The organism is Pseudomonas sp. BN415 (genome assembly GCF_029871195.1).
GTDB lineage: Bacteria > Pseudomonadota > Gammaproteobacteria > Pseudomonadales > Pseudomonadaceae > Metapseudomonas > Metapseudomonas resinovorans.
The window spans coordinates 38,810-65,301 of record NZ_SSOK01000020.1; the positions used below are offsets into that span (position 1 = coordinate 38,810).

At 62.1% G+C, this 26,492-nt stretch carries 44 protein-coding genes; 7 read left to right on the plus strand and 37 right to left on the minus strand.

What is annotated here, in order from left to right; translation table 11 throughout:
• Window positions 1-37: 37 nt before the first annotated feature.
• From E8F20_RS05720 to E8F20_RS05755, 8 genes are all read right to left on the minus strand, one after another.
• Complete coding sequence (locus E8F20_RS05720; RefSeq protein ID WP_280282852.1) at window positions 38-910, minus strand: DUF2460 domain-containing protein; 873 nt, start codon at window positions 908-910, stop codon at window positions 38-40.
• Complete coding sequence (locus tag E8F20_RS05725; protein ID WP_280282853.1) at window positions 910-3,237, minus strand: tape measure protein; 2,328 nt, start codon at window positions 3,235-3,237, stop codon at window positions 910-912. The genes E8F20_RS05720 and E8F20_RS05725 overlap by 1 nt, the downstream gene beginning before the upstream one ends.
• Window positions 3,234-3,377: a hypothetical protein gene (locus E8F20_RS05730; RefSeq protein ID WP_280282854.1), complete on the minus strand. Its 144-nt coding sequence runs from the start codon at window positions 3,375-3,377 to the stop codon at window positions 3,234-3,236. The genes E8F20_RS05725 and E8F20_RS05730 overlap by 4 nt, the downstream gene beginning before the upstream one ends.
• Before the next feature lie 119 nt (window positions 3,378-3,496).
• Entirely contained in the window at window positions 3,497-3,925 is a 429-nt protein-coding gene (locus tag E8F20_RS05735; RefSeq protein ID WP_280282855.1) for a hypothetical protein, read from the minus strand.
• Between the two features lie 2 nt (window positions 3,926-3,927).
• Window positions 3,928-5,073, minus strand: a complete 1,146-nt coding sequence (locus E8F20_RS05740) for a phage tail tube protein (RefSeq protein WP_280282856.1) — start codon at window positions 5,071-5,073, stop codon at window positions 3,928-3,930.
• A gap of 3 nt (window positions 5,074-5,076) precedes the next feature.
• Window positions 5,077-5,496, minus strand: coding sequence for a phage tail terminator-like protein (locus E8F20_RS05745; RefSeq protein WP_280282857.1), 420 nt, complete (start codon window positions 5,494-5,496; stop codon window positions 5,077-5,079).
• Between the two features lies 1 nt (window position 5,497).
• On the minus strand, window positions 5,498-5,893 hold the full coding sequence (locus E8F20_RS05750) for a hypothetical protein (protein WP_280282858.1): 396 nt from the start codon (window positions 5,891-5,893) through the stop codon (window positions 5,498-5,500).
• A complete protein-coding gene (locus E8F20_RS05755; RefSeq protein WP_280282981.1) occupies window positions 5,893-6,273 on the minus strand; it encodes a hypothetical protein in 381 nt (126 codons plus the stop codon). The genes E8F20_RS05750 and E8F20_RS05755 overlap by 1 nt, the downstream gene beginning before the upstream one ends.
• 24 nt (window positions 6,274-6,297) lie before the next feature.
• Here E8F20_RS05755 and E8F20_RS05760 point away from each other — a divergent pair, with 24 nt between their 5' ends.
• Window positions 6,298-6,603 carry a hypothetical protein gene (locus E8F20_RS05760; protein WP_280282859.1) on the plus strand — a complete coding sequence of 102 codons (306 nt, stop codon included), beginning with the start codon at window positions 6,298-6,300 and terminating at the stop codon, window positions 6,601-6,603.
• On the opposite strand, the gene E8F20_RS05765 is transcribed toward E8F20_RS05760, so the two are convergent.
• The 4 genes from E8F20_RS05765 to E8F20_RS05780 all read right to left on the minus strand — a co-directional run bounded on the left by E8F20_RS05765 (window position 6,600) and on the right by E8F20_RS05780 (window position 9,432).
• Window positions 6,600-7,097: a DnaT-like ssDNA-binding protein gene (locus E8F20_RS05765; protein ID WP_280282860.1), complete on the minus strand. Its 498-nt coding sequence runs from the start codon at window positions 7,095-7,097 to the stop codon at window positions 6,600-6,602. The genes E8F20_RS05760 and E8F20_RS05765 overlap by 4 nt on opposite strands.
• Window positions 7,098-7,100: 3 nt before the next feature.
• A complete protein-coding gene (locus E8F20_RS05770; RefSeq protein ID WP_280282861.1) occupies window positions 7,101-7,352 on the minus strand; it encodes a hypothetical protein in 252 nt (83 codons plus the stop codon).
• 47 nt (window positions 7,353-7,399) lie between these two features.
• Window positions 7,400-8,554: a P22 coat - protein 5 family protein gene (locus tag E8F20_RS05775; protein WP_280282862.1), complete on the minus strand. Its 1,155-nt coding sequence runs from the start codon at window positions 8,552-8,554 to the stop codon at window positions 7,400-7,402.
• 98 nt (window positions 8,555-8,652) lie between these two features.
• Entirely contained in the window at window positions 8,653-9,432 is a 780-nt protein-coding gene (locus E8F20_RS05780; RefSeq protein WP_280282863.1) for a DUF6651 domain-containing protein, read from the minus strand.
• Window positions 9,433-9,630: 198 nt separating this feature from the next.
• Between E8F20_RS05780 and E8F20_RS05785 the strand changes: the two genes are divergently transcribed.
• Window positions 9,631-9,918, plus strand: a complete 288-nt coding sequence (locus E8F20_RS05785; RefSeq protein ID WP_280282864.1) for a hypothetical protein — start codon at window positions 9,631-9,633, stop codon at window positions 9,916-9,918.
• A 10-nt stretch (window positions 9,919-9,928) separates the two neighbouring features.
• Here the strand turns inward: E8F20_RS05785 and E8F20_RS05790 are convergent, their stop codons facing one another.
• The 5 genes from E8F20_RS05790 to E8F20_RS05810 are packed head-to-tail and all read right to left on the minus strand — an operon-like array spanning window position 9,929 to window position 14,608.
• On the minus strand, window positions 9,929-10,177 hold the full coding sequence (locus E8F20_RS05790; protein ID WP_280282865.1) for a hypothetical protein: 249 nt from the start codon (window positions 10,175-10,177) through the stop codon (window positions 9,929-9,931).
• Between the two features lie 9 nt (window positions 10,178-10,186).
• Window positions 10,187-11,275 (minus strand): minor capsid protein, encoded by a 1,089-nt coding sequence (locus tag E8F20_RS05795; RefSeq protein WP_280282866.1) that lies wholly within the window; start codon window positions 11,273-11,275, stop codon window positions 10,187-10,189.
• The gene (locus E8F20_RS05800; protein ID WP_280282867.1) at window positions 11,275-12,693 is read right to left on the minus strand and encodes a DUF4055 domain-containing protein; all 1,419 of its coding nucleotides are present in this window, start codon (window positions 12,691-12,693) and stop codon (window positions 11,275-11,277) included. The genes E8F20_RS05795 and E8F20_RS05800 overlap by 1 nt, the downstream gene beginning before the upstream one ends.
• Window positions 12,694-12,695: 2 nt before the next feature.
• Window positions 12,696-13,997 (minus strand): terminase family protein, encoded by a 1,302-nt coding sequence (locus tag E8F20_RS05805; RefSeq protein WP_280282868.1) that lies wholly within the window; start codon window positions 13,995-13,997, stop codon window positions 12,696-12,698.
• 17 nt (window positions 13,998-14,014) lie between these two features.
• Window positions 14,015-14,608, minus strand: coding sequence for a terminase small subunit (locus tag E8F20_RS05810; RefSeq protein ID WP_280282869.1), 594 nt, complete (start codon window positions 14,606-14,608; stop codon window positions 14,015-14,017).
• Between the two features lie 100 nt (window positions 14,609-14,708).
• On the opposite strand from E8F20_RS05810, the gene E8F20_RS05815 reads away from it, so the two are divergent.
• Complete coding sequence (locus E8F20_RS05815) at window positions 14,709-14,948, plus strand: hypothetical protein (protein ID WP_280282870.1); 240 nt, start codon at window positions 14,709-14,711, stop codon at window positions 14,946-14,948.
• 31 nt (window positions 14,949-14,979) lie between these two features.
• On the opposite strand, the gene E8F20_RS05820 is transcribed toward E8F20_RS05815, so the two are convergent.
• The 20 genes from E8F20_RS05820 to E8F20_RS05915 all read right to left on the minus strand — a co-directional run bounded on the left by E8F20_RS05820 (window position 14,980) and on the right by E8F20_RS05915 (window position 23,948).
• Window positions 14,980-15,204, minus strand: a complete 225-nt coding sequence (locus E8F20_RS05820) for a hypothetical protein (protein ID WP_280282871.1) — start codon at window positions 15,202-15,204, stop codon at window positions 14,980-14,982.
• Between the two features lies 1 nt (window position 15,205).
• Complete coding sequence (locus E8F20_RS05825; protein WP_280282872.1) at window positions 15,206-15,409, minus strand: hypothetical protein; 204 nt, start codon at window positions 15,407-15,409, stop codon at window positions 15,206-15,208.
• A complete protein-coding gene (locus E8F20_RS05830) occupies window positions 15,402-15,680 on the minus strand; it encodes a hypothetical protein (RefSeq protein WP_280282873.1) in 279 nt (92 codons plus the stop codon). Before E8F20_RS05830 ends, E8F20_RS05825 begins: the two co-directional genes overlap by 8 nt.
• A 63-nt stretch (window positions 15,681-15,743) precedes the next feature.
• Entirely contained in the window at window positions 15,744-15,935 is a 192-nt protein-coding gene (locus tag E8F20_RS05835) for a hypothetical protein (RefSeq protein ID WP_280282874.1), read from the minus strand.
• A gap of 2 nt (window positions 15,936-15,937) precedes the next feature.
• On the minus strand, window positions 15,938-16,378 hold the full coding sequence (locus E8F20_RS05840; RefSeq protein WP_280282875.1) for a cell wall hydrolase: 441 nt from the start codon (window positions 16,376-16,378) through the stop codon (window positions 15,938-15,940).
• The gene (locus E8F20_RS05845; RefSeq protein ID WP_280282876.1) at window positions 16,375-16,542 is read right to left on the minus strand and encodes a hypothetical protein; all 168 of its coding nucleotides are present in this window, start codon (window positions 16,540-16,542) and stop codon (window positions 16,375-16,377) included. The genes E8F20_RS05840 and E8F20_RS05845 overlap by 4 nt, the downstream gene beginning before the upstream one ends.
• Before the next feature lie 15 nt (window positions 16,543-16,557).
• On the minus strand, window positions 16,558-16,878 hold the full coding sequence (locus E8F20_RS05850) for a phage holin, lambda family (protein WP_280282877.1): 321 nt from the start codon (window positions 16,876-16,878) through the stop codon (window positions 16,558-16,560).
• A 130-nt stretch (window positions 16,879-17,008) separates the two neighbouring features.
• Window positions 17,009-17,275, minus strand: a complete 267-nt coding sequence (locus tag E8F20_RS05855) for a hypothetical protein (protein ID WP_280282878.1) — start codon at window positions 17,273-17,275, stop codon at window positions 17,009-17,011.
• Window positions 17,276-17,368: 93 nt separating this feature from the next.
• Window positions 17,369-18,043: a hypothetical protein gene (locus E8F20_RS05860; RefSeq protein WP_280282879.1), complete on the minus strand. Its 675-nt coding sequence runs from the start codon at window positions 18,041-18,043 to the stop codon at window positions 17,369-17,371.
• An 82-nt stretch (window positions 18,044-18,125) separates the two neighbouring features.
• Window positions 18,126-18,254 (minus strand): PSPA7_2676 family Cys-rich small protein, encoded by a 129-nt coding sequence (locus E8F20_RS05865; protein ID WP_280282880.1) that lies wholly within the window; start codon window positions 18,252-18,254, stop codon window positions 18,126-18,128.
• The gene (locus E8F20_RS05870; RefSeq protein WP_280282881.1) at window positions 18,251-18,964 is read right to left on the minus strand and encodes a metallophosphoesterase; all 714 of its coding nucleotides are present in this window, start codon (window positions 18,962-18,964) and stop codon (window positions 18,251-18,253) included. The genes E8F20_RS05865 and E8F20_RS05870 overlap by 4 nt, the downstream gene beginning before the upstream one ends.
• A complete protein-coding gene (locus E8F20_RS05875; protein ID WP_280282882.1) occupies window positions 18,961-19,566 on the minus strand; it encodes a recombination protein NinG in 606 nt (201 codons plus the stop codon). The genes E8F20_RS05870 and E8F20_RS05875 overlap by 4 nt, the downstream gene beginning before the upstream one ends.
• Window positions 19,563-20,021, minus strand: a complete 459-nt coding sequence (locus tag E8F20_RS05880; RefSeq protein ID WP_280282883.1) for a hypothetical protein — start codon at window positions 20,019-20,021, stop codon at window positions 19,563-19,565. Before E8F20_RS05880 ends, E8F20_RS05875 begins: the two co-directional genes overlap by 4 nt.
• Complete coding sequence (locus tag E8F20_RS05885) at window positions 20,014-20,913, minus strand: MmcB family DNA repair protein (protein WP_280282884.1); 900 nt, start codon at window positions 20,911-20,913, stop codon at window positions 20,014-20,016. Before E8F20_RS05885 ends, E8F20_RS05880 begins: the two co-directional genes overlap by 8 nt.
• On the minus strand, window positions 20,906-21,211 hold the full coding sequence (locus tag E8F20_RS05890) for a hypothetical protein (protein WP_280282885.1): 306 nt from the start codon (window positions 21,209-21,211) through the stop codon (window positions 20,906-20,908). Before E8F20_RS05890 ends, E8F20_RS05885 begins: the two co-directional genes overlap by 8 nt.
• The gene (locus tag E8F20_RS05895) at window positions 21,204-21,356 is read right to left on the minus strand and encodes a hypothetical protein (RefSeq protein ID WP_280282886.1); all 153 of its coding nucleotides are present in this window, start codon (window positions 21,354-21,356) and stop codon (window positions 21,204-21,206) included. Before E8F20_RS05895 ends, E8F20_RS05890 begins: the two co-directional genes overlap by 8 nt.
• On the minus strand, window positions 21,349-22,161 hold the full coding sequence (locus E8F20_RS05900; RefSeq protein WP_280282887.1) for an ATP-binding protein: 813 nt from the start codon (window positions 22,159-22,161) through the stop codon (window positions 21,349-21,351). The genes E8F20_RS05895 and E8F20_RS05900 overlap by 8 nt, the downstream gene beginning before the upstream one ends.
• Complete coding sequence (locus tag E8F20_RS05905) at window positions 22,142-22,990, minus strand: hypothetical protein (RefSeq protein ID WP_280282888.1); 849 nt, start codon at window positions 22,988-22,990, stop codon at window positions 22,142-22,144. The genes E8F20_RS05900 and E8F20_RS05905 overlap by 20 nt, the downstream gene beginning before the upstream one ends.
• 1 nt (window position 22,991) lies before the next feature.
• Complete coding sequence (locus tag E8F20_RS05910) at window positions 22,992-23,426, minus strand: phage regulatory CII family protein (RefSeq protein WP_280282889.1); 435 nt, start codon at window positions 23,424-23,426, stop codon at window positions 22,992-22,994.
• Window positions 23,427-23,708: 282 nt separating this feature from the next.
• Entirely contained in the window at window positions 23,709-23,948 is a 240-nt protein-coding gene (locus E8F20_RS05915) for a hypothetical protein (RefSeq protein ID WP_280282890.1), read from the minus strand.
• Window positions 23,949-23,987: 39 nt separating this feature from the next.
• Between E8F20_RS05915 and E8F20_RS05920 the strand changes: the two genes are divergently transcribed.
• From E8F20_RS05920 to E8F20_RS05935, 4 genes are read left to right on the plus strand one after another with little or no spacing between them, the layout of a single operon-like run.
• Window positions 23,988-24,971, plus strand: a complete 984-nt coding sequence (locus tag E8F20_RS05920; RefSeq protein ID WP_280282891.1) for a S24 family peptidase — start codon at window positions 23,988-23,990, stop codon at window positions 24,969-24,971.
• Between the two features lie 25 nt (window positions 24,972-24,996).
• Entirely contained in the window at window positions 24,997-25,218 is a 222-nt protein-coding gene (locus E8F20_RS05925) for a hypothetical protein (RefSeq protein ID WP_280282892.1), read from the plus strand.
• Window positions 25,219-25,235: 17 nt separating this feature from the next.
• The gene (locus E8F20_RS05930) at window positions 25,236-25,667 is read left to right on the plus strand and encodes a hypothetical protein (RefSeq protein ID WP_280282893.1); all 432 of its coding nucleotides are present in this window, start codon (window positions 25,236-25,238) and stop codon (window positions 25,665-25,667) included.
• Window positions 25,668-25,691: 24 nt separating this feature from the next.
• Window positions 25,692-26,480 (plus strand): PDZ domain-containing protein, encoded by a 789-nt coding sequence (locus tag E8F20_RS05935; protein ID WP_280282894.1) that lies wholly within the window; start codon window positions 25,692-25,694, stop codon window positions 26,478-26,480.
• The last annotated feature ends 12 nt before the right edge of the window (window positions 26,481-26,492 follow it).

Genomic DNA, 26,492 nt, shown 5'->3' on the forward strand with positions numbered 1-26,492 from the left:
AGCCCGCACAAGGCGGGCTCAGAGATAGGGCGAGGGGTCAGTCCGGGTTGAGGATTTCGATCAACTGAATCGACGGCGTGTTAATCGTGTCCCAGTTGGAGAAGTCGCCGGCCAGGTCGGCGTTGAATCGCATCGGCAGGTCGAACTTGAAGCCGGCGGTGACGGCCTCCGCCGCGAGCGGCCAGGTCTGTACCGTGCCGCCACTGACGTAAGTGCTGAAGGCCGTCGAGTTGATGTTCACCGTAATGGTGGTAGCGCCAATTGCAGTGATCAGCGCTCGAAGTCCATTCATCTGCGTCATGCCCACGACCAGCGACACGGCCACCGACTCGCCCACCAGATACGTATGAGTACCAACGGTGATGACCGCCTGAGCTGCCTTGGTGATACCGGTGATGGCCTTGGACTTGTTCGCCACCAGGGTGACGATGCCAGTGGTGTTGCTGACGCCCCATTGGGCGGAAGGCAGTGCCTGCCCAGCCACACCAACCAAGACGGTACCGGCTTGCGGCTTGCGGATGCGCCGACGCGCACAGGCTGGATCGGCGCTGTTCCCATACCAGCGCATCAGCTGATACACACCAGGCACAGTCGGGTTCACCAGCGGCAGCGCCTGGTCGAAGGCGGTCGGCACGTCGCGGTAGTTGTTGCTCGAATAGTCCACCGGGTGCAGCACGCGGAAGCCGCGCAGGGTGCCCCCGGCCCGGTGGTTCAGGTCGATCATGTCGTCGATCACGACATTCGTTTGCTTTTCGAACTCGATCGCCATCGTGGCTTTCACGAACGGATGCCGCTGGCTGCGGTATTCATCGCCACCAGCCGTGGGCACGATCTGGTTCGAGTACGCCGCGGAAAATCCGCTGCCGTAGTCGATTTTGTCGGTCAGGCGCTCTTCCAGGAACATCGCCATTACATGTACCTCTGAGTTCCTTGTGCAATCCTGCCAAGGTTCCTGGCGGCAACAGCCGTAGCCTTGTCCGCTTCCTTGGCACTTGTGATTCCCGGAAACACAATTGGCCCTTTGATGATCGTGGTATTGGCACCCATCATCTGCGCCGTCTCCTGCCTACCGGTGACATTGGCCGGGCCGCGCACAATCTCAGGCCCGCGCTCGCCGACGATCCCCCAGCCGCCTGCCGGGATCGGGCCGCCACGGTCGAACAGGCCGGCGAAGCTGGAGAACAGACCTGCCAAGCCGGTACCGCCACCGCTGCCGGTGAAGGCATCCTTCAGCCAGCCGCCAATGGCACCGAACGCCCCCGTCGAGCCCTTGGCGCCGCCGCCGGCCTCGCCAAACAACGAGCGGGCAACCTGGGCGGCCAGGGCATCCGCCGCCATCTGGTTCAACAGGTCCACCCAGCGCTTGCCGATGTCGTCGAAGTCCCCGGTGATGGTGTCCTTGATGGTGCTGCTCAGTGAGTTCTGGAAGCTCTGCACGGCGTTTTTGGTGATCTCGTCCCACTCGCCCGTAGCAGTCTTCGCTTCTTCGGTCTGACGTTTGTGCGCCTCGGTGACGGCGTCGACCCGGCGCTGGTACTGCTCTTCGGTCCACCCCAGCTCTTGCTTGGCCTTCCACAGGTCTTCGACCTGAGCCTGGTAATCGGCCAAGGCGCGCTGAGCATCGGTCCAGGTGGACTCTTCAATTTGCCGAACGCGCTCCTGCAGTTCCTTGCGCTGGTTGAGCTTGTCGATTTCCTCCGCCAGACCGATCAGGTGCTCCTGTTGCTGGGTGTTCAGCTTCGAAAGCTCGCCGTTCTCGACCTCGTAGCGGACGCGGGCGGCCTCGGTAGTTTGGCCAAAGAGCGCGACTTGGCGGGAAAGCGCTAGTTCGTTGCTGTCGTACAACTGCCGCAGGCGCTCGGCTGCCTTCTGGGCCTCCTTCGCTTGCTTATCGGCATCGCCGCCTCCACCCGTGCCGATCTGGCGGCCCTGCATCCCCCTGCGCAACTCCTCGATCTGTCGTTGCCGCTCGGCCCGAGCCTCGGCCCGCTGCTGACGCTCCTCGGTGGACTTCTGCCGGCTCGCTTCGGCAGCCTGGATGATGGCGTCACGCTCGGCGAACGCGTCATCGACGGCCTGCTGCTTCACGCCTTCCAGGCGTTTCAGGTCGGCTTCGACCAGTTGCCCGACCTTGGCAGCCGCCTCGGCGCCGCCAGAGATGTAGGCGTGAATCTGCGCGGCAGCACCGCCGGCCTGCACTTTCACCCGATCAAAGAAACTGGCCACTTCAATCGTGGCAATCTGCACAGCCGCACGCAGGTTTGCGGGCATCTGCTGGAAGGCATCCGCGAGGAAGGAAGCCGTGCTGCTGCCCGATTCCTCCAGCCCTTCCAGGTCAACGCCCAGACCGGCAATGTCCTGGCTGGCGGCATCAAACGTCTGCGACCAGATGTTGAAGGTCTGGACGATTCCGTCGGTGAGCGCGCCGGAGTCGATGTATTGAGAGAGGCCGATGATGGTGTCACCAAACAGGGTGCCAGCACCGGTCGCGTCGTTCAGGTCGCCCACCAGCTTGGTCAGGCTGTTGCCCAACACAGTCAACGCCTGACCGCCAGTGGTGCCAAGATCGCCGAAAGCCTGGTCGACGGCGTCACCTTGTTTCAGCAACGCCTGAGTGACGGCTTCCGCGGTGAGTTGCCCATCCGTTGCCAGTTGGCGCAGCTTGTCGGTAGTGGTACCCAGCCCTCGCGCAATGGCATCGGCCAGCGCCGGAGCCTGCCCGATCACCGAGTTGAACTCGTCGCCGCGTAATTGCCCCTCGGCCAGGGACTGAGCGAACTGGGTCAATGCGGCTTCCGAGGCGGCGGCCGCCGTCCCGCTGAGCGCGATGCTCTTGGATACGGTATCGACGATCGAGGCCATCTCGGCGCTACTGAGTCCGAGATTCTGCGCGGAGGTGGCGATCCGCTGATAGAGCTCGGCCACGCCCGCGAGCGACTGGCGGGACTCCTGCGCGATCTGGAACACGGTGTCCTGCGCCGCCACCAGTTCCTCGGTGCCGTTGGTGACCAGGCGCAGCCGGTTGGTAAGCGTGGTGTAGCTCTCCGCCGCCTGGGCGATTTCGCGGGCGCTGATGACGGCCGCCAGCGGCCCAGCCAGACGGCGGAAGGCACCGGCCAGTTGGTCCGTGGACTTCTCCGTTTTGCCGGCGGTCTGGGTCAGCTTATCCAGGTCGCTGTCGGCGGTTCTCACCTGCCGACTGTCGACGCTGACGACGAGCTTCGCGTATTCGGTCATATCCAGATCCGCTGCAGATCGGCCAGCAGCTCAGCCTCCCAGGCTCGCAGATTGCGCCGGGTGAGTTGCGACCAATGATGGAGTTCGGTGAAGTTGAAGGGGCGGGAGAGTTGCCAGAACCAGTGCCAGAGGTACTGCAAGTCGGGCGGGCAGTCGAGTTGATCGGCCAGTTCCTTGGGCCTTTCGCCGGTGACCTTCCAGATTTGTTCCAGATGCTCCCGGAGCGGTCGGTCGGAGCCCGGCGGCGGCCGCAGCAGGGTTAGCTCTGCTTTGCCCCACTCGATGAGCTGGCCGATCCTTTCCCGAAAAAACGGCGGTCGTCCTCGGCGATGCGCTCGACATGCGCGAGGATTTGCGGGGCTTCCAGGAGGAAGTCGGCAACGGCCTCAGGGGTGAACTCGAGGTCGAAAGACCAGCTGGCCACCAGTGCAGCGGCGGCAACGGCACGCCGACGGCGGTCAGCCTCGCGGCGCAGGCCCTGCACTTCGTTTTCCTTCGCTTCAGCCAGACGCTTGCCGTCCTCGACGGCCTGGCGGATCAGTTCCGACCGGGCCGCCTGGTACTCGTCGGACCAGACCGAGCGGATTTGCAGCCAGTGCTCAGTCGGCTTGCCATCGGGCTCGGCCAGGTTGATACGGATGCCGGCGTTGGCGCGGCCACGGGTTTTGAATGCGTCGATTCCGGTCATGCTCAGCTCCGGGTGATACGCATGGAGGTGGTGCCGTCGTAGCCGGCGGACATGGTGTACTGCGGAATCACCGCGCCGGGACCACTGACCTGCTTCTGGCCCTGGGTGTAGCGGACTTTCGGCAACTGAATGGTGTAGCTGTCGGCACCCTCCTCCAGCACGACCACATGGTCGGTCTCGGCCTCGTTGAGTACCTTCGCCCAGAGGCTGCCGTCCTTGAGGTAGGCGCTCATGCTGCCGGTGACCGAGGCGATGCCGTTGGAGATGCAGTAGGCCTCGCGCTGGAACAGTGAGAAGGCGGCTTCCATACCGTTGTCGAGGGTCACACTCCACTCGGTGGCGTAGGCGATCGGGGCGCCGTCTTCGGCAAAGGAGCCGTTGGTGGTGACCATCATGTCGGTGGTAGTGGCCGGGGAGAAGGTCGCGCCACCCGGAACGGTGTAGGCCTCGGCCTTGGTGCCCAGGATGCCGAAGGAGATGCCGGCCTTGTCACCCAGCGGGGCCGAGATGTTCATGGTGGCCACACGGCTGCCGCGGTAGATGTAGTCGACGCCGATGTCGGTGTGGCGCTCGAGGATCGCGAAGGAGCGCTCGGTGGAACCGATGATCAGCACGTCGGCGGTCCAGGTGCCCTGCATGGCAGCCTCGATCAGGTCGTCGAAACTGCCGAAACTGACTTCCGCAGCGATCTCGCCCTGTGTGCTGTAGGTGCCGCCACGGCTCGGCGCGCGCTGGCGGGCCTGGTTGATCTCGGCCGACTCGATCTGATTGATGTTCGGACTCAGGCCTTCGGAGACGAAGCGGATCGGCTTGAACACCGGATTGCCCGGAATCGAGCCTTCCATGGTGATGGTCACCGAATCACCAGCAGCCTCGTCGACCAAGGTGACCGGATTGCCATCGACATCGGTCAGGGTCAGCTTGCCGGCCGCAGCGGTGGCAATCTTGAACTTGCCGTTGTTCGCCGCCTCGGTGAAGCCGGCGACGGTGATGATGTGGGTGGCGAGGAAGCCGGAAGTCAGGAACCCGTTGCCGGAGTCGTTGAGGCTGTCATCGCTGGCAGCCGCGCTGATGGTGATGGCGACCTTCTGCGCGAACTCGCGCACGTAGTAGAGCTTGACGGCGGAGCCGTTGGCGAAGCAGGCCATGGGTTATACCTCCGGGCGGATGGTCGTGGCGCTGTAGTAGATGGAGACGTTGATCTGCTGCCAGCCGTTGACCGGCCGGAGGTTGTTGCGGGTGACGCGCTCGACCTTCACGCACTGGCCCTGGTAGACGAGGCGGCGGCCGGCAACGAAGTAATCGCGGAGCTTCTGCACGGCGGCGAGGATGTTGCCGATGCCGTCGTTGAGCGGGTAGTTCAGGTCGACCTGGAAGACGCCGACGGTTTCGTCCATGCCGCCGGAGCCGTTGCTGGCGACATCGGTGCTGGCCGGCAGGTTGAACCAGGCCGCCCACGGCGCCGTTACAGCCGGCGGGGTGAAGTTCTTGCCCTCGCCCGCTGTCGGGATGCCGAGCGCAGCCGACGTCAGCCCTGCTACCAGGGCGGCGTTGATCTTGATTTCGGACATGTCAGACCCTGAATTTGGCGATGGCCTGGTTCACGATGCGCTGCACACGGGCGAGGTTACGGCGGACCATACCGCTCGGGGCTTGCTGGCTATGGCCGTATTCGAGCTCTTCGATGTAGGGCAGTGAGTTGGACATGAAGGTCTCCTGCCCTGCCCCTTCCGGCGTCTTGGCGACCACCTCAGCAATGGCTGCGGAGCCGGCCTTGTCGTCGCGATCGATCTCGCCTTGGGCGGGATTGTCGACGGAGGTGACCCAGTTGCCGCGCGCCCTGCCAGTGTCAACGGGGGTGTCCTTGATCGTGCCGCTGAAGAAATCGATGGTGGCCGCGCGGGTGATCTTGTTGTGCGCGTCGATGATGCGCTGGGTCGCGCCACGCATGTCTCCGGAGAAGCTCATCACTTGCGCCCCTGGCAGAAGTACACGAGCGGCGTGCCTGCGGGGTTGGATTCCTTGATGTTGACGATCTGCCAGAGCACGCCACCGACATCGACCTTGGTGGTCAGCGCCGGCGGCCAGGCCAGACCCTTCGCCGCAATGATGACCTTCTTGTCGCCCTGGCGAATCTCGGAGCCTTCGGCGTATTGCTGGCCGGACTCCTGCAGGGTGTAGTCCAGCAGGATTAGCTGGGCCGGCTGGCTGATATCGCTCGGCGGTGTAGTCCAGGTGCCGCTGATCTCGTCATAGACCCCGGCGGTGACGTCGCGCAGCGTCTGTGCCGAGCCGAACTCGGTGATAAGCTCCAGCGCCACTGCGGCCATGTCGTCGTAGAAGGCCATCATCAAATCTCACAAGGGAATCAGATGTTTAAAAAGCAGGCGGACGCCATCAATCAAGCCGACAAACTGCACTCCGAAGCGGTTTTATCTGGAACGGGTGAAATCACGGCAAGATACGAGCTTCGGAAGGCAATCGGAGACTCGACGATTGGATCTGATGCAGAGCCTTACGCCCAGGAAATCAAAGACACCCTGGTTCCGATGAACATGGAATCCGCCGTAGATAAAGAAGGCGTGCAAAAGCTGGTTGATGATCTGAACAGCTCAGACAGGAAAGATCAGAAGGATATCCATGGCGTGCTAATCCTAGAGCGAGGCCTTGGCCTCTAACCGCGCACCACCTTGATCTGGTTGGACGCTTCCAGGAACGGTCCGAACTGCGCATAGGACTGACGTGTGGAGGCCGGGCGGCTGATGTACTCGGCCGCCTGGCCGTACTGCACGTCGACTGCACCTTCCACGCGGTTGCGCACCACCGGGCCCTTCTTCAACTCCGGCGGCGCCAGGTCATCGGCATGGATCTCGGTCGCCAGCGCCATCTGCCCGGCCTTAATCTGCGCCGGGATGGAATCGGACGGCACCAGCCAATTCTCGCGGTACACGTCGTAGCGCGGCCAGGACAGGGCTTGGAGTTCATTGACCAGGCCGCCCTTCCACGACATGGCGCTCATCTGCAGAGCGGCACGGCGCAGCAGGGCTTCCTGGGCGGTGGTGTCGCCCGGGATCACCCGGCCGAAATTGGCGGCATAGGTAACCAGTTCGGCGGCCGTGGCAAAGCTCTCGGCGCCGGCCACGATGCTGCCGTCCTCGATCACCAGTGCCATGGGTTACACCGCCGCATCCAGAAGCGCCTGAAGCTCTTCCTGCGTGGCATTGTCGTCGAACGCGATTTCCTTCGCTTTCAGCGCAGCCTTGGTTTCTTCCAGAAGCTTCGCGGCAGCTTCCTGCGCCTTCTTCTCCTTGGCGGACAGTTTCTTCTCGCCGTAGAGCTCGTGCACTTCGGGGTCGAAGTCTTCTTCGTTGATCAGCACGAAGTCGCCCTGACCTTTACCCCAGGGGTTTACCTTGATCGTCTTCATCGTGTTCTCCAGAAGAAGCCGGGGCCCGAAGGCCCCAGCAGACAGGGTTAGCCGAGCAGCACAGCCATGTGTGCGGTCTTGGTCGCAGCGCAGCCCCAGGCCAGGGAAACCTCGTACTGCATCTGGCGGTACTGGGCGTACATGGCCACTTCGAACGACAGGCCGCTCACCGGGTCGGTGATGATCTGGCGGTCGACGGCGCTGTCACCCTGCGGCGGCAGAGCCGGAGCGCGGGTGGCCAGGGCGATGGCCGAGCGAGCGAACGCCAGGTTGCGCACCGAGGTGGCAATCACGGTGATCGCGGTGGCAGAGGCTGCGATGGCCTTGCGCAGGCCGGGAGCTGCCAGGGTGATGGTGCCGCCGTTGGACACGTCGGCATCACCGGAGACGACCTGGTACTTGTTGGTGTCGCCGGCGAAGGTGATGAAATCACCTGCCAGGATGGTGCCGGTACCGGCAGACGCCAGGGTGATGGTGGTGGCGCCCACGGCATAGCCGGCGGCGTTGGTGGTAGCGGAAGCACCGGTACCCGCAGTGAAGGTCTTGATCTGCGCGGATTCGCGGATCGCGAAGCCGTGGACGTCCAGCAGCACGCCGCGGCGCAGCAGGCTGTCGTCATTGGCTTCGTTGGCCTTCGAGAGCTGGGTCAGGGTGCGCATGTTGGCACCGGCCGAGGTGTCGATCACCAGTTGCAGGTCGCCCAGCGGAGCGCCATTGTCCGAGAGGATCTTGCGAACCTGAGCGGTATCGGCCAGGTTGCTGGCGAACGGGGTGGTGCCGGCGGTGCCGTAGGCGCGGGAGGCGCTGACGTGCAGCGCAGTCAGGTCGGCCTCGACCTCGTTGACCAGGGTACGCATAGCCTGGGCCATCTGGTCGCGGAAGATGACGTTGAAGGAAGCGCCGTTGTTGTCCAGGCCGCGCTTCTCTTCACCGTTCCAGCGCACCGGCACACGGCGAGCCTTGGTGATGGTCATCGAGGTGTTGCCGATGGTCTGGTCACCGTCGTTCGGCGGGGTCACCGCCGGAGTGATGTCGCTTGCAGTAGCGGCCGGGGCCACCGGCGAGCGGACGGTTTGGCCCACGGCGGCGCGCTCGTAGGTCATGTCGCTGGAGACAGCGGGGATCATGCCGACCAGCTCGCGGGACACTACGTCCAGCGCGTTGTAGATGTCGGGGATCAGGTTGGTAAGGGTGTTGGCCATGTCAGGCTCCTTGTCGGATCAGTGATTGAGTTTTCAGACTTCCGGGCCATCCGACCCAAGCACCGATCCCCATCCGAGAATCGGCAATATGCAGGGACTCAGTCGGTCAGAGTCCCGCCTTCACGCATGAACTGGGCGCGCTGCGCCGGGTCCATCGCGTCGAACGCAGTGCGGCTGACGGTCTTCTTGCCGCCAGCGTTGCCACCACCATGACCAGCCCCGCCGCCATTGGCGCCAGTGCCTTTCAGGATGTGGTTCTTGTGCGGGTAGGCATCCACCAGCAGTTCGATGGCTTCCTCAGCGGAGGCCAGCTCGCCGTGGCGGGTGCGGGAATACAGCTTGTTGCCCTGGGCGTCGTAGCCGACGACCTTGCCGTCCTCGACCTTGAGGCTGCTGCCGAACAGGGCGCGGGCGATCTCGACGCCGGCCGGGCCCTCGGCGGCGAACTTCTCGGCGATGAACTTGGAAGAGGCGAACGCGCCACCGATCAGGTGGTTGTTCAGCTGCCCCTTCAGGGATTCGTTCTCCTGAACGATGGGGCCGTACTTCTCCTCGACGCTCTTGACCGCCTCGGACACCGCCTTGTCGCGGTCGCCGGCGGCGATCAGGTTCTTCTCGTCCAGGTTCTTCACGGTGGTCAGGGCCTTGAGGGCGGCGGCCGGATCGGTGATGCCGTCGAAAGCTTTCAGCTTGCCCTCGGCGGCCTCGGCACGTTCACGGTGACCTTTGGCCTCGCCGTTCAGGCGACCAATGGTGGCGACGGTGCTGTCCGCGTCGAAGGGCGCATCCTTGCCGTCAGCACCAGTGAACACAGGCAGCTTCTGGCCGTTGACCTCTTGGAGGACGATGTGACCGTCCGCATCGAACTTGAAAGGCATGTGTAGTTCCTCGGGCATCCGCCCATCTGCTAGGCCATCCGGCCCGTGGCGCCCTTCGGCATCCGCCGATCAGGCATAAAAAAGCCCCGGCTGGCGCCAGGGCTGAATACGAAATGGACGTCACACCATGCGGTGCCTATAGGTTCATGTCCGGCCATCTAGGTCGGATGACAACCGGATAGACCCAAGGTGTTCGCTATGAGCAACGTAAAAGACGTGTTGGAAAGGGCCAAGTTTGTCGGCAATGCCATCAATGAGATGGACAGCTACTACAAGCTCAACAAGATCAACCCAGTTGCGTGCAAAGATAGGCTACGCGGCTTCTATGGTGAGCAGCATGGTGATTGGAATAAGGCCAATGAGCAGGCCGAGACAGCGATTCTGCTTCTGAACGCTATCGGGAGAAAGCGCGTGGGCTTTGCCAACGCCCTGAAGGCTGAGAAAGCTCACCCCACACCGGATGGTGATGATCCCCTGCTCGCCTAGGCCCGCAGACTCAATTCAGTACAACCCTCTCACCCTTCATGAAGCAGCTTGCGCACAGCAACTGCTTCGTGCCGCCAGTGGGTTTGCCATTCTTGATGACCACCCCGGTCTTGGTCTCGATGACCTCCATGCCGCCGCAACGGTGGCAGCTGACGATGTAGCTCGGCCGCGACGCCTTCACACGGTCGATCACGCGCTGCTTGGGCGTGTCCGGTGGCGGCGTGCCGTCGATTACCTTGAAGGGATATTTGTCGGTCATGCGGCCAGTTTATGCCGCAATCCCCACCCGCTCAAACAGGTCTGCATCTCGCTTTCGCAGTTGCTCCAGGGTGTAGACATTGCCCTTGTCGTTGGTGAACTTGTCGATGTTCACCTTGCCGTCGCGGAACAACTTGCCGCGAGTCACGCCGAGTACTTCGTCCTGGAAGGCGGCCGGTTTATTGCGCAGCCAGTCGCTGTAGCTGATGTCGTCGGCAACATACCCATCCATGCTGGCCTGAGTTCCCTTGCCGATCTCTTCCTTGGTCAGGCCCAGCTCTTCCCAGGACTTGATCACCGGCGTCGAAGTGCTGCGGCAGTTAATGTGCCGCGGCGGCATGGGCCCTTGGCCGATCGGGAATGTCTTGCCGGAAAGGCTTGCGCAGGTGATGGTCGTGCGGCCATCCAACGTGGCAAGGAACTGCCACTCCTCTATCAAGTCATCGTTGGCCGCGTAGAACGCCTGGCGGGTGAAGTTGCTGAGGTGATTCACTGCGGTGCGGACGATCGCCTCAGCGCCGCGCCGATCGATCTCCAGCAGCCCGTCAGCGTATCCGCCGGTCCGGGTGCCACGAATCCGGCGAATCATCTGATCGACCGTCTCGCCCTCGACGAACCCGATGCGGATTGCGTCGCGTACCCGGGTCATGCGTGCCGCTTCCATATCCCGCGTGAACTCGGACAGCAGTTTGCCCTGGAATGGTCTGGCCATCGCGGCGGCGTAGACCTGCTGGGCGTTCACGGTGTTGATCGGGATGACTGCCTGCACCGGCTGCGGTATGACCGTTGTCAGCAGCTGGTACTGGTAGTGGGCCTCGTACTCGACGTAGGCCTGCATCTCGGCCTCCAGTTCGCGCCGGAGCGTCGCATAGGCCTGAGCGTTCAGCGCCTGAACCGACTGCAGAAGCTGGTCCAGGCGCTGAACAGTGAAGGCGCCGGGCGGCATGCGCTCGATCGCGGCCATCAGCTGCGCGAACAGGTCGTTGTCAACCCGGTTCAGCAGGGCAATCATCCGGCGCACCACGCCATTGCTGAAGCGCTGCAGGCTGATCGCGTGCGCGACTTCAGCGTCGGCCAACTTCTCGTTGATGGTGGCCATCAGACCATCCCGAGGGACGGGCCTTGGAGCTCAATCCGCTCCTGTTCCTCCTCCCAGTTCAGGTCACCATTGATCACGCCCCGGCGCTGCACTTCACGGAACAGAGTTTCGTTCGACAGGCGACTCTGCGCGGCCATATTGAGAAGCAGCGGCAGGGTCGTTTCTGGAGCGTAGTCGACGTCGAAGTTTCCATTCACCTCAACGTGACCGCCTTCCGTGACGCCGATCCACAGGGCAAACAACTGCAGCACCTGGTCGATGGCGTCCTCGAACGAGCCGGCCATGGTCTCCAGCGGGCTCAGTTCTTGGGCCGCTTCTTCCTCGGCCTGGGCGGCGGTCTTGGTGGCCTGCTTCTCCTTCTGGAGCAGCTTGCCGCCAGCCATGCGAATCTGGTCTTCGAGGTCGAGCAGCGATTGGCGACCGGCCTCGATGGCCTTGCCGGTGTGCTCGACGTATTTCATGTCACCCTGGGGCGGCAGGTAGGTCGCAGCAGCAGTCCCGACCGTGATCTCGCTGCCGGGCGCGGCATCCTGGCCGGGCGCATCCACGCCGATCAGGGCCAGCATCGGCACCCGGGCGACGTGGAGGATGTTGTCCTGGTCGCTCTGGCTCTGCCAGTGCTTGACGTTGAGGTGGGCGACCTCGAGCAGCGGCGGAACGGCAGTCATGAAGCCGGTGCGCTTGGTGTAGTAGGTCACCAGCGGGATAACGGACAGGGTCGTGGTGCCGGCGGCATGCTGCACCCAGGTTTCCTTGCCGCCCTCGCCCTGCTGCTTACGGAAGGTGCGCCAAGAGCCGGGTTCCAGGACACGAATCTGAGGGATGCACTTCACCGCGAAGTCGTTATCCGGATCGTCCTCTTCAACCACTTCCAGGTAGCGGAACTGGGTCAGGACTTCGGCACCGTGGCGGGTTTCCGACTTCCAGCCCAACACTTGGCCCGGGTGGATGATCACCGCATAAGGTCGTACTCCAGCTTCCGTCTCCGCCGCCTTGGTCGGGTAAAGCTGATTTCCCTCTTTGTCGGTGGTCGACGGATAGTCCACCAGCACATGGCAGAGACCCTTGGCCAGGGCCATGCTGAAGAAGACCTGCGACCAGACCTGCAGGTTGTTGCCCTGCTGGTCGATGTTCTCGGTGTAGCCCTTGATCGGCTCCTTCACGTCCTTGCCCAGGCTGATTGGCTCGGCAAACACGCGGCCGGTCATATTCTGGACCGTCTCGCTGTAGGCCGGGAGCAAGGTGGAGCGGTTCAGGCGATCCTTGTAGGCCTTGGGGTCTTCCTTCGGGAACTTCGGTAGCAGCTGCTCACCAGCAGCACGCATGGCCTTGGTGCCGCCCATGAGTGGGTCCACGACGTCCCAATCCGTGCGCATCTCCTGGACAGCAGGGATAACGGTGCTCGGGTCGTTGGCCATTCTCAAACTCGCAGGGTAGTGGCAGTTGCGGTGCGCTTGATCACCGGCCATTCGACATCAATGCAGTAGCCGATGGCGGTGGTGATGTGCTGGTACTGGTTCTTCTGGTCTTCCTGGAAGGTCGACCCGTCTTGCAGCTGGACGGTGGACAGACCCTTGTCGCACCACTTCGCGGTGTGCGGGTTGACGAAGAGGCTGATGTTGCCGTCGGCGGTCTTGATCTTGGCCCGAACCGCGTTCTGGCGGTCCTTGATGGCCGGGTGCGCCGGCTTCACCTTGCGGGTGAAGGTCCAGCCATGCGCCTTCAGCACCCCCTCGATGTCGGTGTAGTCGGAGGCGTGACCATGCTTCTCGCCGGCCTGCCCTGCTGGGTCGCCGTAGATCAGCACGTGCTTGTTCTTGTGGGCCTTGAACTTGTCGACGAACTCCAGGGCCGACTGCTTCGAAACCGCACTGGTGAGCACGATCTCATCGAGCAGGTACAGCTCGTTGCTGTTGCGCCGAACCCCGACCGCCGAGGACAGCGGGGTGAAGTTCTGGTCGTGCATCCACAGCAACTGCTCGTGCGGCTCGATCGTCGCCGTGGTGTGGTTGGCCTTGCTGTAGTCCTCGTAAATCCGGCCGCCGGCCGTTTCGAACGAGGCTTCGAATTCCTGCTTGAACTGCTTAGCCGACATCGAGTGCTTCATCGCCGCGATCACATCGGGCGGCAGGATCTCGGCCGACTTCCAGTGATAGACCTTGAAGCTGGGGTCGCCACCGGCCTCCGCACGCATGCAGAGGTCGTAGTAGTGGTTCAGGCCGTCGGGCACTCCGAGCAGCCAGCACCAGGCCCGGTAGTCCGGGTCGGTCGGGTTCACGGTGTTCAGCGCCGGGAGGATGTTGGCCTCCCAGGCATCCGACTTCACATCGGCGAACTCGTCAATCAGGCCGCCCTTCCACGGGATACCCTCGATCCGCTGCGGCTTGTCCAGACCGATGACGTGAATCTCGCTGCCGTTGGGCAGGAAGATGATCAGGTCCGATTCACTGGGTCGCTTGTCATGCAGGCACGACAGCGAGAAGGCCTTCAGGTCATCCCAGAATATCTTCTTGGCCTGGGCATGCGTGGGCGCGGCAGCGAAGTACTGCCCGACGACCGCGTTGGCCTGCTTCACCAGGAAGCGCTTGGCGCGCTCGGTCTTCCCGCTCCGGCGGCCAGCAGGCCCCAACGGGAAACGAATGCCGCTCGGCACCGCATCGACCAAGGCGAGCTGTACCGCGTGATCCTTGAGCGGGTACCAGCGGGCCAGTTGCCGGTCCAACAGGAGGTTTCCGCTGCTCAATTGGGCAGCCCATCGATCAGCCGGCGGAGCAGGTCAGCGGTATCGCTTCCACCGCCCTTCTTCATCTGCTCAATCTCGACCCGGCGCTTCTCGATCTCCAGACGCTTCAGTTCGATGTCGAGCTCCGCGTGTCCCTTGGCAGTGAACATGCCCAGGTGCCTGGCCACCGAGTCCAGGGCGCCCTTCTTGTCCGCGACCTTGTACTTCTTCGTGTAACCGATGAAGACACGCTCATCCCCGTAGCCTTCATAGACCTCTTGCAGGTCGAGGCCAGCCAGGGCAGCGGCGGTGTCGTCATCCAGCTCGGTGATCGGCTTCGGCGTGCCGTCATCATTGAACAGGTTGCGCGGGTCGAAGAAGGCGATCCGGGCGTACTCGCGGAGCACCATGTCCTGCGTGATCTCGGTCCGCTTCTCGCGGGCTTTCATGCGCTCGGCGATTGCCGCCTGGACACTAACATTTGCTAACAGCCTGGCGCCCTGTTCGTTCGCCGTGTTCTTGCTGTACTTCGCGCGTATTGCAGCCTGCGTGGCGTTCAGATCGATCAAGTACTCATCGACAAAGCGCTGCTGTTTTGCTGTCAGCGCCATAGTGATTCCTTGAGACCTTGATGCCTCGCTCGGGCAGGACTTGAAACAGTGGCCTGATGCCGGTATTGGTGCGGTTCCACTCAACAGGGGAGGAAACTCGATGGAACTTAAGGTCAAGATCGACAGCGACGCTGTTGCAGCCGATATCCCAACCATGCGCGAGATGCCGCTGGAGGGCTACGCCAATTACATCGATGGTGAGCTTTTCTTCGTCGACCACCACGACGTGCTGAGGGCGGCGCTGGGCGAATACCCGATTGCCACCTCATCCACACAAGTCGAGGAACTGATCCGCTACCTAACGAAGGTGGCTGTGAGGATGCGCGCCAGCGAGAGCTAACTTCATCGTGCCGCACTCAACTGCGGCACTTTTATCCAGCCAGCTCGCTCGCCAAATGCTGCGCCTCTTCCAGCGAGGGCTCCGGGTCGCGCGCCATCAGCTCAGCGACGATGCGGTCGCAAGCTTCCTTGGAGTCGACCGTGATCACGACATCACCAGCCGGTGTACAGGCCATCGGGCGATAGCGCATGACCGACCAGGGGCCGCCAATGTTCTCGAACATGCCACAGGGCCAGCGGTAGAAAGAATCAGCCATCTCAGTCCTCCCGCTCCACATTGCGGAAGTTCTGGTCGATGATGGCGGCCTTGATGAACTCCAGGTGCCCGACTATCAGGCCAGCCGGTATCCCTGCGTCCGTTGCCTTGTCGATGGCGGCCCAGATCTCTTCGCCGAGCTTCGTCGAAGTGTTTCGAAGGGTTGGAGTAAGGCCATTGTCGGAAAGACCGATGATGTTACTCATGGGCAGTACCTTGCGCCTCGCCGCGACGGAAGGGTTCCCCCGCACCAGCCGGAGCGCGCACGCGGTTGATGGTCTTGCCCTCGGCGTTCTCGATGTAGATGTCGAGGTAGTCGCGAGTGCTCAGCCAAACGTCGTGCTGAACATCCCTGACCATCATGTGGCCAGAACAATTTGCCGACAGATCGACAACGATCTCGTATGCCCCGCAGCACGGGTAGCAGAATTGGCTACCGTCCGGGCGAAAACCTTTGAAGGTGTACATGAGGCTCATGGCTATCTCCTACCTTGTTTGCTGAACACCTGTCCGATCTCTCAGGCAGGCGGTTGAAACGGATTACTTCAGGCTCGGCTGCTTCACGGCGCGGGCGACGATCACCAGCGCGGTGAGCACGGCATAGGCCACGGGCGGCAGCACGCCAGCCAGTTGCGGCAGGAACTGCTCGGCCAGGGCCAGCAGGCCGGTAGCGCCGGCGATCTGCACGCTGCTCATCTTGAACAGCTGGGAGACGTTGTCGATCAGTTGCATGGCTATGGCACCTCTTTGAAGAACCGGTGATTGCCGATGGTGACGGTGGGCTTGGCGCCCTTCACCCAGGGCGGAGTCTTCTTCACGACCTTCGGGTTGTAGTAGTGCGTGGCCCCAGCAGTTGGATCGGGTTCGCGCCCCTCGATCACCGCAATGGCGGCTTCCCGGGCCCTCACGTACTGCGCGGACGGGATAGGCTTTGCGCCCGAAAGAAACGGGTAGTTGGCGTCGTCCTTGTTCCAGCAGGAGTACTGCCAGGGCTTGAGGCAGACGGCCGTGTACCCTTCGCCCCACCAATCGGGCTTGCCGTCATTGTGAAGGTCCATCTCGACACGGTTCCGAACGGTCCAGCCGGCGGCGATCATGCCGCCAAAGCCTTCACCCCTTGCTTCTGCCCAGAGGGTCCGGGCCAGGATGTCGATGTCCTTCTCGGTGGCTTTCATGTCAGGTACCAGTAGATCAGGCTGCCGACGATGCCGATCACGAAGCAGAAGAAGCCTGTGCCCCAGCGGATGTAGGCGACGAGTACGTCATCGGTCGTAAAGGACAACCGCCAGAACAGGAAGCCCAGCAGGAACAGAGCCAGCAGCAGCGCGTGCACCACCATGACGAATCCCTCGCATCAGACCTGATCCACCTTGCGGCCGATCAGCCGGTCGGCGTAATCACGCAGTTTCTCCACGCCCATGAAGCCGACCGCGCCGCCGGCGAAGGTGGCCATCGAGTCAGGCAGGCCGAGGTAAGCCAGCAGTGGAACCAGGGTCAGGGTGGCCAGACCGCAGAGAGCGCCTTCCAGGGCCATCTGACGCCAGCCGCCGCGGCCATAGATCACGCGGATCACAGCGATCGCCACGGAGAGGCCGAAGGCATAGAGCTGGGGATGGTGCGATGCCATCCATGCCACGAAAGCAGCCGTCAGGCTGGGGTCCTGGTCCATCTTCATGGCTCCGGTTCCTGGCCGTCAGGCCGCTCGGTTGAATAGGGCGCCGCCTTCCCGCCGGGGGAGGTGGTGACAGGTCAGCGGCAGAAACGAAAAGCCCGGCACTTGGCCGGGCTTTTGGGGATTCAATACTTCAATTCAGCGAGTTTGCGTAGGAATTCCACTCATCGATGGCTTCCTGCGCGGCGCTCTGGTGCTTGCGGACCGCATCGTTCTGCTCGTCCACGAAGTCCGAAATGCACTGCTTGTAGTCCTCAACCTCATTGATGAAGTTGTCGCGCTCGAATTCGCTAGTGAATTCGTACGGCTTATAGGGCTCGCTGCAGTCATGACTCGGCTGGAAAGTATCAGCAAGCACGACTGGAGAAAGCAGGAAAAATAGCGCAAGTACTCGAGTCATCCTTCCCTCGCAAAAAAGCCCCGGCTTGTCGGCCAGGGCTTTCGAGTGACTTCTGTCACGATGGCGAAACACTATCAAAATGCCCTTCAAGTATCAAGCGGCCTCTTCTCGCTCCCGCTGTTTCTCGACTACGGCCGCTACCGGGGCCAGAGCTTTGGCGTCCAAGCGGTCGATCTGCTTGGCGATTCGCTCCCACAGGTCGGCCCAGTCGCGCGACCAATTATCCGGGTGCATCCGCACACCCAGTCGATCCTGAACGAACATGCAGGCTTCGGCAGGGCCGATTGGATCTTGGCCATGCACCAGGCGCTTGTGGGAATTCAGGGCGACCATCGCCAGCCAGTAGGCCCGCTCCTGCCTCACCGGGGTAACGCCCCAGTCCGACGAGAACCACACCATGGAATGGGCGGCGGCGAGGTCGACGCCATCGGCCAGCGGTGAGTAGAAGAAGTGCCCGAGGCGCTGCAGCGGGAGCGGGAGGGTGCTGATCGCGTGCTGGACCAGGCCGGCCGCCAACATGTGGGCGCAGCGGGCATTGGTAAGGCGCATGCCGGGGCGCGTCTCACGGATGTTCGCGTCCCCCTTCTCCCTTGACGAGTAGGTCCGCGCCACTTCCTTCCCGTTCTCGTCCTCTAGCATGACGACGACCTTGGATTTCTTGTCCTCGCGTTTCTGCAGCCGTGCGATCTCGGCTGACACAGCCATCACTGAGTCGCGGCTTTCGTGCATTGCATCTCGCCAGGCTTGGCGTGCGCTGATCAGCTTCATCGTTTGCTCTCCCCTTCGCTCGATTTGATCAACCCAAATTCCCTCAAGATCGCCATGTTCCAGGCGACGTACTCAGCCAACGTCAAACCGCTGCCTCCGTCCGCGTAGCCCCACAACGGCGGCAGGTGCAGGTCTGCAGGCGCTCGCCCAGGCTGTGCCAGGTGTACGCGCCGCCCCAGAAGCAACCGAAGAACAGGCATTTCCAGTTCATGCGACCTCCCATTCCAGCTTCGCCGGCATCGGCGGGATGGCTTCCAGGGTGTGCAGGTTCAGCAGGGTGAAGTAGCCACCCCGCTCCTCCGGCAGCCAGCCGCCGGTGTCGATATGGATGACGTTGCCGAGCACGGCCGGGCGCCGAACAGGGGTATGCCCAACCACCACGGCACTGATGCCGCTGACCCCAGATGAATCGCTGTTCGTGACACGCTTGCGTGACCATTGGCACATGGCAGCCACATGCTCGGCTTCCATCCCGCCGCCATCGAACGCCGACTTCAGGTCCGCCCAATCCGCGCACGGCACGTCGGCATGAACCAGGCCAATCAGTCCATTCGGAACTTCAACCTCGATAAGCAGGGGCAGCTGGCCGAGCTGAGCAACGATGTCGGCGCGCTCGAAATGCGAGAGGCCATAGAACCAGGCGCCGCCATTCACGAAGTGCAGGTCGGCATTGGCGGTGATGACCATGTCCTCATGGTTGCCACGGATGGCGAAGAACCAGGACTTGGCCAGCCACTCCAGCACCTGCTCACTTTCCGGGCCTCGGTCCACCAGGTCGCCGACCGAGAACAGCCGATCCACGACCGGATCGAATCCGGCGGCATCCAGAGCAGCTTGCAGGCGAGTGAAGTGCCCATGGATATCGCCCACCGCAAAGTCGCGGCCGGCAGTGTTGATCCCGAAACGCTTGATCACGCTCATGCAACCTCCCCCTTCTTCAGCTCCCGCACCAGGGCCCTGTACTTGGCCTTGATCGCCTTCAGTTCCTCGATGGTGTAGCGCTTGGCCTCGTGTGAGCCCTCCAGCCAGGCCACCTGGTCGGCGCCGATGCGCTGCACCAGACGGATTCGGTACTCCACGGCATTGCCGGACAGGTCGCGGTTGCAGCGGACGCACTGCTTGTGCACGTTCAGCGGCTCGAAGCGCAGCTCCGGGCAGGAGCCAGTCGACCGATAGTGACCGGCATCCCAGCGGCTGCCGGTGATCAATCCGGCGTCGTTGGTGGTCGAGTCGCAGCTGATGCAGGGCTGATGGCGGTCGCGCTCACGGATGTAGGCATTGAACGCCTGCTGCGCTTCGCGGAGATGATCCGACCGGCTCTTCAGCTTCTCCTTCCTGGCCTTCAGCTCCTTCCGCTCGCGCTGGGCGATGGCCTTGCGGACGCGCTCGGCGTGGACGTCCTTGGTGGCCAGGGCGCAAGCCGGGCTGCAGACTCGCTGCCCCAATCGCTGCGGAACGAACTTGCTCCCGCAGGCGGCGTTCTGGCACTTCTTCGGGCGAGGAGGCTTGGCGGCGAGGGTCATGCTGCAGCACCCATCTCGCGCTGGTACCGCATGTACTCGGAATCCTCCGGATGCGGCAGGTAGATGCCGTGCTCCGAAGCCCAGGCGTCCACGCAGGTCATGAAAGCGTGCATCGCGCCCTTGTCGAGCTCGCTGGTATGGCGCAACTCGTAGCGCTCGGTGACTTCCCCGGTCTTCAGGTTGATGTCGCGGATCAGTTCCTCGCCCAGGAAGGTCTGCTTCAGGTTCCGCTTCACGTTCTCCATGTTCATCGGCGCACCGGTGGCGAAGGTGGTCTTGCCCATGCGGACGAAGAACTGGGCGATCTCCTCGCACCACTTATGGAACAGGGCGTTCTGCGGAAGACTGCGACCGGCGCCGGTGATGGCGACATTGCAGGGGAATCCCTTGCGGCGGATGGCGGCCTGAAGTTCAGCCAGGTCGCTGATCTGGGAGAGGCGGATTTTCTCAGCCATGACGAGCCACCCCCAGCAAGGTCAGCTGCTCACCTGGAAGCGGCAGCACGCCGTTAGCGGTGACTTGTTGGATGCGCTCGAAGAGGTTGCGCAGACGGTTGACCTCCGCGTCCTCAGCAAGCCTGCTGGTGGCGCGTCGAATGCCATAGGCCAATTCCCTGACAGATGTTTCAGCAGGAAGGCCGAGAACTTCGGCCAGCGCCTTCAGTTCACCAGTGAGATGCGCCCGGTCGCGCTCAATGGCTTCGCGCGCCCATTGCAACTCCTGTTTGGCGTTGGCGCGGATGTCCTCGCGCTGCTTTTCCAACTCCTGAAGCTCGTGCTCGACGAGTTCCTTGGAACGCATGCACTTGGAAATCAGGGAGGCGATCTCGTCGCCAACTTGCTTGCGCAGCCTCTGTTCGGCGCCCCAGCAGTTCATTGCATGGCGCACTTTGGGCGTGTCGCGCTGCTCTACTGCGCGCCCGATGCCGTCAATCACCAGCTTCAGCCAGGATTCGCGCGGCAAGGTCTCCAGGTGCTGCATGGTCGGTTTCTTCACCATGCGCCACACTTCGTCGTGGCGCACGATCAGGCCACAGCCAGCCGGCACGTCCTCTTTCTTGATCAGCCCGACCGGCACGGCGAAGATCACCGCACTGGAGAAGCTCAGGTAGCCCTGCCACTTGCCGGAAGTGATGTCGCTGCGGAAGTCGCTGACGCTGATCTTCACCTCGTAGGTGACGGGGGCGAAGGTGGCGTAACGCTTCTTCAGCAGATAGACGTCGGGGCGGATAGAGCCTGACGGCCCCATCTGCATGTTCTCCCAGACGATGTGCTCGGGGTTCGCCCGCAGGCTATTCGCGAGGTCATGAGCGAGTTCGTCATGGCCCCATTGCTTATGTTCAGCCATGGCTCACCTCCCGCATCGCCGCCTCGGCAGTCATGGCCGGCATCTGCCAGTCGTAGGCGCGGTTGAAGCACAGCGGGTCCATGCGAACGTGCCGATGGGGCTGGGCCTCGCCGCGAATGTCGTAGAAGGCGCCGTCGATCTTGGTCAGGACGTGGTCGCCGTCATACCAGGGCTCAGCCTGGGGGAAGACCTGCTTCAACGCCAGGTAGACGAGGAAACAGCCACCATGCAGGCCCCAGCGGGGCATGTCCGGGTGCAGTTCGCGCAGGGCGGACAGGAAGGCGTGAATGTCAGGCATGGGCGGCCTCCTTGCGATAACGCGCCTGGCGCTTCTTCGCGCAGGCCTGGTGGTTGCCTCGATTGCGTGCCTTGCCGCATTCGTCGCAAAGGTGCGGATGCTCCAGGCCGGCGGTGGCGATCTTGCCGAGGGTGGGATTAGCCATTGACCACCCCCTTGCGCGCGCTGCCCCAGTCGAACACCAGGCAAAGGCCAGCGTTCTCGCGCAGGCGATCCATCACGCGGTCGCCAAGGGCCTTTTCCAGTTCGTCGGGCATCAGGTTGGAAATGACGAGGGTCGGGCGCTTTTGCTCGTAGCGACCGTTGATGACGTTGAACAGGGTTGCCTGCTCGAACTCGGTCTGCTTGGTCGCCCCAATCTCGTCGATGATCAGTAGGTGCGGCTCGATCAGGTTTTCGTATGCCTGAGCCTCGGTGTATCCGGACTGGCTATCGAAGCTGCCCTTCACGTACTGCATCAGGCTGTACAGGGTGCGGTAGACGGCCAATGCGTTGAGCTGACGGATGATGTGGTCGGCGATAGCAGAGGCCAGATGCGTCTTTCCGGTGCCGACGTTGCCCACCAGCAGCAGGCAGCGGCCGTCGTCGTAGTGCTCGCGAAATCCCTCTGCGTACTGAGCGCAGACAGCGAGGACTTCACGTTGGTGCTTGGTCGAAGCGCGGTACGCGGAGAAATCCTTTCCAGCGAAGCGAGGGGGGATCATCGCGGCGCCCAGGCGGCGCTCCAATCGCTCCTTCGACGCCTTGGCCCGATCCTCTGCAGCCTGCTCCTGGTCGCGCACCTTCTGCGCTTCATCGGCGCAAACCGGGCAGCCGGTGGGCTTCTCCGAATGCTTCAGCACACGGGCGATGTAATCCCCATGGGTATCGCATTTCGCGGCGTGCTTGGACAGGACGCCAAGCTTCGCCTCCATGGTGTCGACAGTCAGGTCAGAAACGGTAAGAGCCATCGCCGTTGGCCTCCAGTCCTGCGGTGTAGTTGCGTTGGCCGGTGAAGCCGTGGTGGTTGTCCAGCAAGTCAGGGGCGCTCTCATCCTGCCAGCGACGGCCGTTCAGCCAGGTGGCGGGGAGCGGGATGAACTGGCCGGCGTTCTTGGTCCAGTCGTGGCTGCGGACCTGCTGACCGAGGGCGGCCAGGATCTCGGCGCGGAGTTCGGCATTCGGCTTGAGCTTCGCCCAGGCCTTCTCGGCGTCGACCTTGGATTTCTTCTTGGGGTACCGCATCCAGAACTCAGCGAAGCCTTCCATCGCATCCGCCTTCGCAGGCTTGGCGATCGCCGGAGCAGCGGCAGGCTTCGGCTCAGGTTGTGGGCCCGCCTCCCCCTTGGGGGGTAAGGGGGGGTCTTGCTCTTTGCTCTTACTCTTCTCTACATCTTCTTTAGGTAACGCTCCGCTAACGCTCGGTGCGTTACCTTCACCGTTACCTTTTGCGTTAGCGGCCTTGTGATTGGCCACGCGCTTGGCCGTGAGAAGCCGATTCTTCGCGGTCTTGCCGTTGTGGCGCTCGAAACGAGGCAGGCTGATGAGGCCTTCGTCTTCGAACATCCAGCCGACCGATTTCATGTGTTCGCAGAAGTTGGTAACGCCGACCATACGATCGAGTAACCGTTTGCTAACGCTCGGAGCGTTACCGGATTCGGTGTGCTGATCGAACCAGCCCCAGACTCGCAGCAGCTTGCCGACGACCGCATCCATGTCGATGTTGGCAAGGTCCGCCAGTTGGCACACCTCCGGCTTGTCCAGCGTGGCCAGTTCGAACTTGATCCAGTCGCCGGCCATGTCACGCCACCTTCACGGACGCTTCCAGCACATCCAGGCTGGCGCGTGCGTGTTCGATCTCGCGGCGAATCAACGCCTTCTCGGTCTGGCAGATGCGCTTGTCTTCCAGGGCATCGGTACAGGCACGGGTCACGTCTGCCACTTCGGCCGACATGTGCAGCAAGGCACTGGTCAGGCCGGTGGCGGCGACCTTCTCCTTCCCTTCCAGCTCATAGCCGAAAGGGCTCACCAGTTCGCGCAACACGCGATAGCGGCCCTGCTCCGACAGGTTCTGCAGGATCAGCAGGAACTTCGGCAGGTTGAGGTTGTGGGATTCGTCATTGGGGTTGGTTTGTTGCAGAAGCCCGATCAGGGTCTTGAAGCCGGCCTTGGCGTAGAAGTCCTTGGCGCCTTCATCCTTGACGGCTTCGTGAAGCGCCTTGAGAAACTCTTCCATCGGAAACCTCCCGGTTTCTTTCCGTGTCGCCTCGGTCCATTGCCTGGCAACCTGCCATCACTTGATCAACCGACAGGGAGTCCCCCATGCCGACCGACCTTTCCGAATTACGCGGCGAGCTACTCGCCCTTCGTTGCTACGTGGCAGCCCTGATCCAGGTACTGCCCCTCTCCTCTCAGCTGCGACTACCGGCAGCCTTTGAAAACCGTGCGGAGGTCATCCGCGATCAACTCGACGAATCCGGGCAAGCCGGGTTCGCCCGCGCAGCGACAGCGCTGGCGGTTAGGCGGCAGCCCGCTTTGGGGTTGCGTGAGCCCTCAGTTCTGCCGGGTCGACAGCGAAGCCTCTAGCTGCGGCCAAGGCCGAAATGCGGCTTGCGTAGTCGGTTTCGCCGGTGAATTCGGTACGGGGAAGAGCTTCAGCGGTGAGCCACTTGTAGATGGCGCGCTGGCTCAATTCGCAGGCTGCGGCGACTGCAGCTACACCACCCGCTTCATCTATGGATTTCTTGAGCGCGTTCATGCGTTCTCCGGGGCAATTTATGAACCCTAAGTACATATTATGTCGGAACTGAAAGTACACGCAAGCGCGTGCGATATTGAACCCATGGTTCAGGACATTGAGAGCATCCGCCGCTCGTTCGTTCAGCGGCTGAAGGATGCAGCGCGCGAAGCCGACTTCCCCGAATGGGGTCTTGGCGCTCATCTGGCGAAAATCACCGGGAAGACCCCGAAGGCCGTGAGCAAGTGGCTCAACTGCGAGTCGATGCCTGACCGAATCGCCATGTTGAAATTGGCTGATGCAACAAAGGTTCGCGTCGAATGGCTTGAGTACGGCGAAGAGCCCAGGGTCAGTGAGTTCCTGACGACGAACATGACTCGCGCCCTCGTGGCTGACCTGGCTTCTGGGAAGAACACGCTTTCCACATCGACAGGAACCGGGAAGACAACGGCAACTCTCGACCTGCTCCATTCCATGCTTGCCACCAAGGCAGGCAAGGCTCTTTCCGAAGAAGCGCGATCTCGCCTACTTCAAGCGGCCGAAGAGCAGGACGGACAGCAGCACTCCAGGCATGGCAACGTCATCGCCGGAGATTTCCCGCGGCCGCCCCGGCTTGTGGATGGCGATGTCTTGATTCCGCAATACGACGTTCGCGCGTCGATGGGCCACGGCCAGGTGCCGGCCGACTATGCCGAGTTCGTGCGCAACGTGGTGGTCAGCGGACCACAGCTGGAGAAGCTGGGCCTGGAGTACACCTCCCCTGCCAACCTCTCGATCATCACCGGCTGGGGCCAGTCCATGGCCGGCACCATCGAGGACAAGGATCCGCTGATTGTTGATCGCGGCGTCACCGAGTTCGCCGGCGACGGCATCTACGTGCTGACCTGGGACGACCACCTCTATATCAAGCGCCTGCAGAAAGCAGACGCCGATCATTTCGACCTGATTTCCGACAACCCCAAGCACAAGGATCGCGTGGTGCATGTGGATGAAGTGACCATCCATGCCCGGGTGCTCTATGTGTGGCGAGGGATGAAGGTCTAGCCAACACCCAGACAAGGAGGTCGCAATGGCCCATGAAGTAAGCGTCAACCTTCACCAGAAGATCGTGCTCAGCAAAGACGTGGAGGTTGAGGTGAAGGCGGATGGCGCCAAGCTCGGCACCATTCTGATCAGCAAGGGCAACCTCGAATGGGTGCCGACCGGGAATAGCGTGAATAAGCACCGCCTGACCTGGAAGCAGTTCGCGACCCTGATGGAAACCCAGGGCAAGCCGAAGAAGATCAAGTAACCGGCAAGGAGGTCGTCATGCGTTTTGCCTTAGCACTCTTAGTCGCCCTTGCAGTTACCGGCTGCGCCAGCAAATCCACCCAGCCGATCGAACGGACCAGCTACCAGCTTGGCCAGGAGCAGGTCGCTGTTCTAGGTGTGCCCTTCCTCTCCGAGGAGCGAGGCAGCGTCGAGCACAGCAAGCAGTGGCAGGGTGTGCTATTCGGCGGGATGCATCACTCCTACACCAAGTCCCCAGACTACCGGCTGACCGAGCTGTACTACGGCGGCCTGGAAGGCGGCGCCGCCCTGGTCATCCTGCAAGAGATGGCGGGAAATGCCACCTCGCCCTCTCGTCAGTCCTACTCTCTCGATCTGAACCAGAACGACACATTCCAGATTGGCCGTTACCGCCTGCAGGTGCTGAGCGCGAGCCAAGCCAACATGCGCTTCAAAGTCGTCTCCAACTAAAACAACATCGACAAGGAGATCGCCATGCGCGTCTTAATCATGATCTCGGCTATTGGCGCGCTCATCTCTGGTTGCGCCAAGAACCCCTACGTCGAGAATTACACGCAGTATTACGACCCTGTGTACGTGTCGGCCAATCGCGCGGAAGCAGCGCAGGATCCGCACATTGAACCGGGATCTACGCCCCAGCAGGACATTCCCGCCTATTACCAGAATGGCTACATGGCGATTGGCTTCAGTAAATTCAGCGGAAAGCTTTCGAATGGCCAGCTTGCCCTAGAGCAGGCGAAGCGCATTAGCGCGGACGTCGTGGTCGTCTATCAGCCCCAATACGAGCGCACGCAATCAGGCGCAATGCCTATTTCAATGCCGACCCAGCAGACATACAGCTCTCAAAGCATGGCGACCGCATACAACGCCTACGGCACCACGAATGCGTATGGCTCCACTTCGGGAACTGTGAATGGGCAGCAGTGGATGATGATGCCCTACAGCGTCGATCAGTATTCGCACCTAGCGGCGTACTTCGTTCGCATGAACATTCCTCTTGGCCTCCATCTTCGTGAGCCCAACCAGTCGGAAGCGACGATTGCTGGGACTCAGAGGGCGGTTGTGGTTGAGGTCGTTGTCAGAGGATCGGAAGCGTATAAAGCAGACATTCTCCCAGGAGACATCATCATTGCTGCCGACGGCATCCCCGTTGATCAGATCGAGTCTACGGCGGCGTTTGCATCTTCCCGCAAAGGGAAGACTGTCGACGTTCAACTGATAAGAAACGCTAAGCCACTGACGAAGAAGCTTACTGTTCAATAGCCGCCCCGCTCA